Annotated in this window: 3 protein-coding genes; all 3 read right to left on the bottom strand. The window is 42.9% G+C overall.

Annotated elements, in window-relative coordinates:
- The coding region (locus E5S67_RS29175; RefSeq protein WP_172192586.1) for a serine/threonine protein kinase at positions 1-1432 on the bottom strand (1432 nt) is incomplete at its 3' end.
- A gap of 77 nt (positions 1433-1509) precedes the next feature.
- Entirely contained in the window at positions 1510-7737 is a 6228-nt protein-coding gene (locus E5S67_RS29180) for an ATP-binding sensor histidine kinase (protein WP_172192588.1), read from the bottom strand.
- Positions 7738-7802: 65 nt separating this feature from the next.
- Positions 7803-12046 (bottom strand): trifunctional serine/threonine-protein kinase/ATP-binding protein/sensor histidine kinase (locus E5S67_RS29185; protein WP_172192590.1); only part of this gene is annotated, 4244 nt, incomplete at its 5' end.

Below are 12046 nucleotides of genomic sequence, written 5' to 3' on the forward strand. Positions count from 1 at the left end.
AATCTGCCCATTGCAAATCATCTAAGAACATCACCAATGGATGTTCAGCACTGGTAAAGACTTGGGTGAATTTTTGAAACAATAAATTAAAGCGATTTTGGGCGGCTGTTCCTGATAATTCTGGTGCGGGTGATTGCTGACCGATAATTGTTTCTAGTTCGGGAATGACTTCAATAATGACTTGTCCATTTTCTCCCACCGCTTCTAATATTTGGCTTTTCCATTGCTCTAGTTGGAGATCGCTTTCGGTTAACAATTGTCCGATCAAATCTCGAAATGCTTGCACAAAAGCAGAGAAGGGAATATTTCGTTGAAATTGGTCGTATTTGCCTTTAATGAAATAACCGCGCTGGCGAACAATTGGTTTATGCACTTCATTGACAACGGCTGTTTTTCCAATCCCCGAAAAACCAGCGACTAGCATCATTTCTGTGGCTCCTTGACTGACTCGCTCAAAGGCTTGGAGTAGAGTTGATACCTCGGCTTCTCGTCCATAGAGTTTGTCGGGGATGAGGAAGCGATCGCATACATCCCTCTGTGCAATCTCAAAGCTCTCAATCGAACCCGTAACTTGTAACTGAGTTAAACAATTTTCTAAATCATATTTCAGTCCCAAAGCACTTTGATATCTGGATTCGGCATTCTTTGCCATCAATTTGTTGACAATATCTGAGAGTACATCCGGAATTTGTGGGTTAATTTCCTGTACTAAGGGTGCTGCTTTGGCAATATGACCATGTACTAACTCCATCAGGTCATGTGATTGAAAAGGTAATTTCCCTGTCAGTAATTCGTAGAAGGTGACACCTAAAGAATAAAAGTCAGTCCGATAGTCAATCCCCCGATTCATCCGTCCAGTTTGTTCGGGAGAAATATAACTTAATGTCCCTTCCAGCCCATTGGGATTGATGAGGGTTTGGGTTTCTCGCGGTAGCAAAGAGGCAATACTGAAGTCAATTAATTTGACTTGTTTCGTTTCAGGATTAATTAAAATATTGGCAGGTTTGATGTCTTTATGAATGATGCGCTCGTGATAGAGTAGATATAAGGTGTTGCACAGTGCGATCGCGATTGTTAAAAACTCCTGTACTGATTGTAGATTTCCCTTCATTGCCCATTCTTTCAGAGAAATCCCCCCAAAGTCTTCCATGACTAAGGCATAGCCATTTTGATAGGGCTCCAGGCTATAGGTTTGGACGATGAGGGGTGAGTCAAGATTTTTGGCAATGGTATATTGATTGCGAAACTGTACCAACTCGCTAAAGGTGGGATAGTCATTTTTCAGCAGTTTGATGACGACAGGTAATTGGTCTGATGTACGGACTGCGCGATATACTAGGGTGCGACTTCCTGAATAAAGTCTTTCGATAATTTGATAGTTGATAATTTGAACATTTGTATGAGTGTCGCTATTTTTCTCAAAGTTATTCATGGCTATTGTTGTTTGATAATTTATGAGCTAGTGCTTGCTTAAATGAGCCTGAAGAATAGAGAGTCTTAACTTTTTTGTTAGGTGTGAGCGGGTAAGGTGACGATAAATTCAGTTTCTGTTCCCATTATAGAGTTGACGTTCAGGGAACCGCTATGTTTTTCGACGACGATTTGACGCGCGATCGCCAGTCCCAAACCCGTGCCTTTCCCGACAGCTTTTGTCGTAAATAAATGGTCAAATATTTTTTGTTTGACTGATTCATCCATCCCCCGACCATTATCAGTAATACTAATTTTTACGCCGTTATCTACTAAGGAGGTTTGAATGGTAATGCGGTTGGGATTAGCCTTGATTTCTGCAAAACTTCGACCAGTATTTGATTCTTCCAGTGCATCGATCGCATTGGCAAAAATGTTCATAAACACCTGGTTAAGCTGTCCGGGGAAGCATTCGATCTCGGGAATATTGCCGTAGTCTTTCACTACTTCAATGGCGGGTCGCTCATCGTTGGCTTTCAATCGATATTTGAGAATTAAGATCGTGCTGTCGATGCCAGAGTGAATGTTAAAAGGAACTTTGTAATCTTTGTCAGCTCGGGAAAACGTGCAGAGCGTCGTGCTGATATCTTTGATGCGATCGCATCCCAGTTGCATCGAGTCAATCATTTTGGGCAAATCTTCGATAATATAGTCTAAATCGATATCTTCGGCATGGTCTGCAATCTCTATTTCCGGGGCGCGATCGCCATAGAGATGGATATGCTCCACTAAGTCTTGAACTGTGCGTTTGGCTTCATTCAAATTGCCCCAAATAAAGCCGACGGGGTTATTAATTTCATGGGCAACGCCAGCAACTAAGTTTCCCAATGCCGACATTTTCTCACTTTGGACGATTTGTAATTGGGCTTGTTGTAAAGATTGTAGAGCTTGTTGGAGTTCTTGAGATTTTTGCAAGATGACTGACTCAGCTTGTTTGCGATCGCTGATGTCTCTCATAATCGTAGAAAAATACTGTAACTCCCCATTACTCGATTTGTGGGCAAGCACAACTTGAGAAACGGGAATTTCCCCTCCATGTCCATCAAAAACTGCCGTCTCACCCATCCAAATTCCAGAGCGGATAGCTTCGGGTAATCCCTGATTTCCAATTATCTCTAGCGCCCACTGCGGGTGATATTTAGAGATTTCAGTACCCTTTGCTACTGCCTCATGTTCTAAACCTAAAAGATTCCGCCAGGCCCGGTTGAGATAAAGATTTCTACCAGTTGGATCGGCAGTGCCAATCAAGTCAGATGTACTTTCCAGAATTGCCAACAGGCGGGTTTGTTCAGCTTCAATGTGTTTGCGATCGCTAATATCCATCACCACCCCATCCCATAGGATCGATCCATCAGCTAGCCGCTCTGGTCTAGCAGCAGATTGAATCCATTTCACGGTTCCAGAAGGTAGAATAATACGCCATTCTTGCTCAAATGGTGTCAGATTTTGGGCAGAGTAAGCGATTGCTTTTCCAATCGCTGGGTTATCGTCAGGATGATGCAGAGCGTAAAGACTAAACTTTCCTGTCATCACCAATTCTGGCTCTACCTCATACAAGTCCAAACAACCAGAACTAACGTAGGGTGTTGAAATTGAACCATCTGGCCCCAGACGAAATTGGTACACCATCCCCGGGATATTATTCGCCAAATTTTGGAAGCGGGTTTCAGTAGCCTGCAATTTTGCTAAAGATTGTGTTAACTCTTGTGCATAGTTCTGGGAATTTCGATAAAGTCGGGCATTTTCCAAAGAAATAGCCGCTTGAGCGCACAATAAATTTAGTAGTTCGACGCGATCGCCTGTAAATGCCCCCCTTATTAAAGTATTTTCTAGATATAAAATGCCTATCAACTTGCCTTGATGTAAAATCGGGCTGCACAAGATACTATGAGGCTGCTGACGAATGATATACGGGTCATTGGCTAAAGTCGGATCGGCCGTCGCATCCAGCAGCACAACAGTTTGCCTTTCATGCTTCACTTTATAAATTAGCTTCAGGGGAATATCCTGAGTGTCCTCAATGGGATGGCCCTGCAACACGACTGGCTCCGTCCCCACGATAATTGACCCTTCGATCAGCAGGCGTTCGTCTCGCAAGAGCATTAACACGCATCGATCGGCCCCCGCATTTTCGATGACAATAGAAAGCAACGATGAAAGCAGTTTGGACAATTCGATTTCGCCTGAGATAGTTTGGGAAGCTTTGAGAATGGCAGCTAAATCTAGAGCAGTAGAGACACTGCTACTGCTGGAAGTGGGAGAACAGGTGGAGGTGACACTTCCCAATGTGAAGAGAGTTTCGTGAGGGGAGAGGGGAGAACGGGTTTGCTGGAGGATGGGAGCCAGTAGTTGGGGATAGCATTTTTCTAAGTCGGCGACTTTAGCTTTTGCTCCCCAACGAATGTAGCAGTAGTAGGCTTCTTGCATATAGATTTGGGCAATTTTTTCTTTACCCCAGTTGAGATAAAATTTCGCGGCTAGTTCATTGGCAAGGGCTTCCTCCTGGAGATATTCGTTGGCTTTGGCTCCAGCAATTGCCTTGTCGTATAACTCAATTGCTTCTGCTTTTTCTCCTAAAACTCGGCATTTTTCTGCCTCGATTAAGTCAACTTTATGTTGGTGATTCATGGGGGCATGATGCGCCCATTGAGTAATATTCGTTTGATGAATTTCCATCAGTGCCAGAGTGTTTGCTTGCTCAATTTCTGACTCCATAGAGCATAGTGCCAGGTAGGTTAACCCGGCATAGAAATGAAAAACAGGAATTTGAATCATTCCTGTTGCTGCCATCAAATAGCGGTTAGCTTGGGTAAGGTAGTCTAGGGCATTGGTGTAGTTGCCAAAAATATAGGCAAGCATCAGTTTATAGATATAAACAACAGCAAGGACAGTGAGTTCGTTATTTTGATACTGCTTGGGAAACATCACCGTTTCATCGTATGCAGTACCGATTAATAAATCCGGTTGCTTGACAATTTCTGTCAAGTTCTGTACCGTCTGTTGTGTTGCCTTTAGGTAAGCCAGAGGAGAATCTTGCTTCAGAGTTGCTAAGACAACACAGTAATTTTCTATTTCTAGTGCCCAATCGTCCAGAGCCACTCCACCGAATAGATGATCGTAAAAACAAATAGCGATACTGTAGCCAGCATTGAGGAAATCACCTGTTTCCATCCCCGCTAGATAGCTATCTTTGAGCGTTAGTATTGCTGACCTTAGTGTTTCTTGACGATGCTGGAGAAAAGCGCCAAAAAAAAGTAAAGCTGAGGACTTAAATTCCCGTACATTCAACTCATTGACTAAGCTCAGTGCTAGTCGCCCAAAGTCATAACCTGTTTTTACTTCTCCTAAAAAAGAAGACAACACCATGCCGTAACCTACATATCCGATTGTTGATGCAGGCGCATTTCCAAATTGGAGAGATAGACTCACCATTGTGGAGCAATACAGAGGTAGCAAGGCAGGACACCCTGCAAAAATCGCTGGAAACAACATGGCTAATAGTTGCATCGCTGCAATTGTCTCTGAGTCGCTCATCGCAGGGAGGTTAATCAGTTCTGAAATCTGTTTGCCCTGAAGGCGATCGCCAAGGGTTTGTAGTGCTTTGCCTGTCAAGGCTTCATCAGGTTCAGATGAGAACTCAACCCCCAATTCTACCAGCGCATTTTTGCCGACAGATATTGCTTCTAACATCTGACTCTGGGCTGTCAGTGCGCTGATTTGGATCTGATAAATTTTCACTCGATCTAGTATGCTTTGAGCCGATCGCAACACCAGTGCTGCCATCTGTTGCATTTCTTCAAAATCACCATTCAAATAAGCAACCTCAGCCGATGCAACATACAGATTCAAAGTTAATTCATACTGATGTTGCCAGCAGTTAGCTGTCAGTAACTCAATTCCTGTTTGTAAATAAACTCTTGCTGCGGCGTAAGCTGTGGAATTTCTCGCCTTCACTCCCGCTTGTAAATTTAGTTGAGCTAATGCTTGGCGATCGCTAGGTTGAGTTATTAACTCAATTCCTAAATTCAAATGACCGACAATATCAAATAGCTTTTCCTCTTTCTCCATTTCGGATAAGCTTTGTTGGAGTAATTGTCCGATTTTGAGATGAGTTGCTTGTTTTTGGTCTGAGGGAATCAGAGAATAGCTTGCTTGTTGTACTCGGTCATGTAAAAATTTGTAGGCAACAGTTTCTTGATTTGCTTGAGAAACTGCTTGAGTTTTTTCCCCAACATAGAATTTATAAATATCACTAATCGGTAAAACTAGCCATTCTTGTAAGGCTTTCCATAAACTTGCAGCCGTTTCTACCTCTGAGTGTTCCCAAACAATTCCTAAAGTTGTCAGATCGAATTGATTGCCAATACAAGCTGCTAATTTTAACACTTCCTGAGTTTCGGCTGGCAATTTTTGCAATTGTAATGCCATAAACTCCACCACATCCGAGGTCAGTGCTTGCCGACGTACCTGAGCAATATCGCATTGCCAAGCACCCAACTCAAAATCAAATTGAATGAATCCATCTTGATACAATGCTTTGAGAAACTGTGTCGCAAAAAAAGGATTTCCTTGAGTTTTCTTAAAAACTAATTGAGTCAGGGGCAATGCTAACTTTTCGGAACATTTTAACGTATCAGCTACTAATTGATTGACCTGTAATTGACTCAAGGGTGTTAAGGTAATCGTATTAATTGTGAAGAGTGTTTTTTGCATCTCACCCAAGGTCAACATTAAGGGATGTCCCGGATTAACTTCGTTATCGCGATAGGCTCCAATAATAAAAAGATGACTTGTATCAGCCATTAATATCTGCATTAAGTTTAGAGATGCCGAATCTGCCCATTGCAAGTCATCTAAAAATATGACTAAGGGATGTTTAGCACTGGCAAAAACTTTGGTAAATTTTTGAAATAATAAATTAAATCTATTTTGGGCTGCTGTTCCTGATAATTCTGGAGTCGGTGGTTGTTGACCGATGATTCTTGATAATTCGGGGATGACTTCAATAATTACCTGTCCATTTTCTCCAACTGCTGATAATATCTTATTTTTCCATTCTTGGATTTGAGCCTCGCTTTCGGTTAACAATTGCCCCATTAAATCCCGGAATGATTGCACAAATGCACTCAAAGGAATGTTGCGCTGAAATTGATCGTATTTGCCTTTAATGAAATAACCGCGTTGGCGAACAATTGGTTTATGCACTTCGTTGACAACTGCTGTTTTTCCAATCCCCGAAAAACCAGCGACTAGCATCATTTCTGTTGCTTCTTGACTGACTCGCTCAAAGGCTTGGAGTAGGGCTTTTACTTCGGTTTCTCGTCCATATAGTTTGTCGGGGATGAGAAAGCGATCGCATACATCCCTCTGTGCAATTTCAAAGCTCTCAATCCTACCAGTTTCTTGTAGTCGATCTAAACACTTTTCTAAATCATATTTCAGTCCCAAAGCACTTTGATATCTGTCTTCGGCATTCTTTGCCATCAATTTGTTGACAATATCTGAGAGTACAGACGGAATTTGTGGGTTAATTTCCTGTACTAAGGGTGCTGCTTTGGCAATATGACCATGTACTAACTCCATCAGGTCATGTGATTGAAAAGGTAATTTCCCTGTCAGTAATTCGTAGAAAGTTACGCCTAGAGAATAAAAATCAGTCCGATAGTCAATCCCCCGATTCATTCTGCCAGTTTGTTCTGGAGAAATGTAAGCTAGTGTCCCTTCTAACACATTAGGATTGATGAGTGTTTGTGTTTCTCTTGGTAATAGAGATGCGATACTAAAGTCAATTAATTTGACTTGTTTGGTTGCGGGATTTATTAAAATATTGCTGGGTTTGATGTCTTTGTGAATGATGCGCGATCGATACAATATATCTAAGGTATTGCACAGGGCAATCGCGATTGACAAAAACTCTCTCAAAGAGAGTAAATTTTTCCTTTTCACTCCCCATTCTTGAAGAGAAATTCCCCCAAAGTCTTCCATTACTAACGCATAACCATTGTGATAGGGTGACAGGCTATAAGTTTGGACAATTAGGGGTGAGTTGAGATTTTTGGCAATAGTATATTGATTGCGAAACTGTACCAATTCGCTAAAGGTGGGATAGTCATTTTTGAGCAGTTTGATGACGACAGGTAATTGGTCTGATGTACGGACTGCCCGATAAACTAAGGTGCGACTTCCTGAATAAACTCTTTCGATAATTTGATAGTCGATGATTTGAATATTTGTCTGAATGTCGCTAGTTTTCTCGGAGTTATTCATGGTGATTGTTATTTGATGATTGATGAGTGAGTGGTTGCTTAAATGAGCCTGAATGCTAGGTTGAATTAACTTGTTTTTTGGGCTTTAGTTGGCAAGGTAATGATAAACTCTGCTCCTTTTCCCAGTAGAGAAGCACAGTTCAATTTTCCACCGTGAGTTTCTTCCACAATTTGACGCGCGATCGCTAATCCCAAACCCGTTCCTTGACCCACACTCTTAGTCGTAAATAAATTATCAAAAACTTGCTCCCGCACCGCTTCACTCATGCCAATACCATTGTCTTTAATCCGAATTATCACCTGTTTTTTATCGCCCGATAATTCTGTATTGACGATAATTTGATTGGGATTGGCTTTAATCTCTGCATAAGTACGCCCAATATTGAAGTCATCCAAAGCATCGATCGCATTCCCCAAAATATTCATGAATACCTGATTTAATTGTCCAGCATAGCATTCGATTTTTGGTAGCTCGCTATAATCCTTAATTACTTTGATTTCGGGGCGAGTGTCGTTGGCTTTCAGACGATGCTTGAGGATCATAATCGTGCTATCAATGCCCTCGTGGATATTGCAGGCAACCGGGCGATCGCTATCCGCACGCGAGAATGTCCGCAGACTCACGCTAATGTCTTGAATCCGCTTCACACCTTCTCGCATCGACTCAACTAACCGAGGTAAGTCTTCCCGGATGTAGTCCAGCTCAATGGTTTCGATTTCCTCTTGAATCTCTGGCTCTAGTTGAGGATATTTTTGTTGCACTAGATCGAGCAATCCAAACAAATCGTTAATGTAATCTAAGGCAGGGGTAATATTGCCAGTTAGGAAGCCGACGGGGTTATTAATTTCGTGAGCAACCCCTGCAACTAAGTTTCCCAATGCCGACATTTTTTCGCTTTGAATCATTTGCAATTGGGTTTGCTGCAAGTTTTGTAAGGCTTGCTCTAATTCTTGAGATTTTTGAATGATGGCGGCTTCGGCACGTTTGCGATCGCTAATATCTAACACCAATCCATCCCAAATCAAAGTTCCATCCGCCTGTTGTTCGATGCGAGTTTCGATGTGAATCCACTTGAGAATTCCCGATGGTGTCACAATTCGCCCTGACCAATCCAAAGCAGTTAGGGTTTGTATCGAGTCAGTAACGGACTGTTGGTAACTAGCAGCATCCTCTGAATGGACCGATTCTATAAGAAACTGCATATTAGCGATCGCTTGCTCTGGCGTAAATTCAAACAAGTCGTAACACTCGGCACTGACGTAGGTGATATATCTGACCCCATCGGCAGTCGAGCGGGCTTGATAAACAACGCCAGGAACGCGATCTACAAGTTTCTCAAAGCGAGAGTTACTCGCACTCAAGTTTTCGAGCGAGTGCTCTAGCTGTTGGGAATAGGTTTGTGACTGTTTATAAAGTCGGGCATTTTCTAGGGAAATGGCCGCTTGAGCGCAGAGTAAATTGAGCAGTTCGATGCGATCGCTTGTAAATGCCCCCCTCGCTAAATTATTTTCTAGATATAAAATGCCCATCAACTTGCCCTGATGCAAAATCGGGCTGCACAAGATACTATACGGCTGCTGACGAATCATATACGGGTCATTGGCTAAGGTCGGATCGGCCGTCGCATCAAGTAGCACAGCGGTCTGCCTGTTGTGCTTGACTTTGTAAATCAGCTTCAGGGGAATATCCTGAGAGTCCTCAATGGGAAGGCGCTGCAACACGACTGGCTCCGCACCCTCGATAATTGACCCTTCGATCAACAGGCGATTGTCTCGCAAGAGCATGAAGACGCATTTATCAGCCCCCGCATTTTCGATGACAATATGCAGCAATGCCGAGAGTAGTTTTTCAAATTCGATTTCACCTGAGATAGTTTGGGAAGCTTTGAGAATAGCGGCTAAATCTAAAGCTACAGAGACACTGCTACTGCTGGAACTGTGAGAACTGGTGGAGCTACTCCCCAATGAGAAGATAGTTTCGTGAGGGGAGAAGGGAGAACGGGTTTGCTGGAGGATGGGGGCGAGAAGTTGCCGATAGCATCGCTCCAAGTCGGCGACTTTGGCTTTAGCGCCCCAACGAGCATAACCATAGTAGGCATTCGTCATGTATTCCTGGGCAATGCGTACTTTACCCCAGTCGAGGTAAAATTTGGCGGCGAGTTCATTGGCCAGTGCTTCTTCTTGGATGTATTCGTTGGCTTTGGCTCCTGAAATGGCGCGATCGTAATGTTCAATTGCTTCGGCTTTATTGCCTAAAACCCGATACTTTTCTGCCTCAACTAAATACCATTTATGCTGATAATTCATGGGAGCATTCTGCGCCCACTGTTGCAAAATAGTTTGATGGGTTTCCACCAAGGCGAGAAATTCGGCTTGCTCCTGCTCAGACTGCGTGGGGAAGAGTGCCAAATGCGTCAGAGCTGTATAGAAATGGAAAATGGGAATAAAAATCAAGCCTGATATTGCCATTAAATGCTGTTTGACTTGAGCGCTATGGTCTAGGGCAGCCGTGTAATTGCCAAAAAAGTAGGCCAGGAAAAATTTGTAGAAGTAAGCAAGAGCGATCGTACTAAGATCGTTGTCCTGATGGTGCTTAGGAATCATCACCCTTTCATCGTAGGCATCACCAATTAAGCAATCCGACAGAATATGAGTTTCCCTCAAGTTCTGTATCGCCTGCTGTTTCATATCCAAATAAGTCTTTGCAGAATATTGCTTTACCTCTGCCAGAACGCCCCTGTAAACTGCAATCTCAGGTTCCCAAGTGTCTAGTTCTACCCCACCAAAAAATTTGGCATTTAAGTAAATGCCGATGTTATAGCCAGCGTTGAAAAAATCGCCAGTTTCTATACCAGTCGCATAGCCATCTTTACCCGTCAGCATCGTTGCCCTCACAGCTTCCTGACGATGTTGGATAAAAGACCCAAATATAACTAGAACCTTGCTCTTGAATTCCCGCACATTAAATCGGTCAATCAAATTCAGTGCCAATCGCCCAAAGCTATAGCCTGTTTCCACTTCTTCCAAAAAACCACACAGTGCCAGACCATAAATCACATACCCCACTGTTGATGCAGGCGAATTCCCAAACTGGAGGGATAAACTCACCATCGTCGCGCTCAGTATAGGCAGTAATCCCGGCATTCCCTGGATAATAGGTGCAAATAACATTCCTAACATTTGCATGGCGGCCTGAGTCTGAGGATGGCTCACGATCGGGAGATCGATTAGTTCTTCAATCCGTCTATTGCTTAGTTGGCCTGCAAGAGTCTGTAGCACTTGGCTAATTTTGGCTTCATCAGGTGCAGTAGGGAATTCAACTCCCAATTGCCCCAAGGCATCTCTGGCCACTGCAATAGCTTCTAACATCTGACTCTGGGCTGTCAGTGCCATGATTTGAATTTCGTAAATTTTAACTTTGTCTAAAATTGTTTGAGCTTCTTCTAACACCAGTGCAGCCATCTGTTCCATGCTGTCAAGATCGGCATTCAAATAAGCGGCTTCGGTAGCAGCAACATAAAGCTTCAGAGTCAATTTATACTGACTTTGCCAACAGTTAGCTGTCAGTAACTCAATCCCTGTTTGCAGATAGACTCTTGCCGCAGTGTATGCTGTAGAATTTCTGGCTTTCTGTCCCGCTTTTAAGTTAAGTTGAGCTAAGGCTTCTCGTTGTTGCGGTTGAGTAATTAACTCACTTCCTAAATTCAAATGCCCGACCAGATCGAACAGTTTTTCTTCTTGCTCTAGCTCGGAGAACTTGTGTTGAAGTAATTGTCCAATTTTGAGATGAGTTGCTGTTTTTTGTTCATCGGGAATCAGGGAATAAGCTGCTTGTTGTACTCGGTCATGTAAAAATCTATACTTAGCTATTTGTTTAGTAGTATTTTCATTCGACACTACCAATCTCTCATCTTCTTCTCCCTGATAAAACTTATAAACATCGCTGAGTGGCAATATCAACCCTTCTTGTAATGCTTTCCATAAATCCGCCGAGGTTTCAGTTTCTGATTTTTCTGAAACAATTGCCAAAGTTGCTAAATCAAACTGATTGCCAATACAAGCTGCTAACTGCAATATCTGTTGAGTTGATGGCGGTAGTTTTCGCAATTGAAAACCCATAAATGCCACAACGTCATCTGTAACTGCTTGCTGGTTCACTTGTGCAATGTCACATTGCCACCCTCTTGTAGCCCCCCCTTGGTAAGGGGGGGTTGGGGGCGTGAATTGAATCAGTCGATCTTGATGTAATGCTTTGAGAAACTGGGTAGCGAAAAACGGATTTCCTTGAGTTTTTTGAGAGATTAATTGAG

The sequence above is a fragment of the Microcoleus asticus IPMA8 genome (assembly GCF_013179805.1).
Lineage (GTDB): Bacteria > Cyanobacteriota > Cyanobacteriia > Cyanobacteriales > Microcoleaceae > Microcoleus > Microcoleus asticus.

What these genes read in the sequence shown, in the direction of transcription:
- E5S67_RS29180 (WP_172192588.1), bottom strand. Translation starts at nt 7,737, where the DNA reads ATGAATAACTCCGAGAAAACTAGCGACATTCAGACAAATATTCAAATC.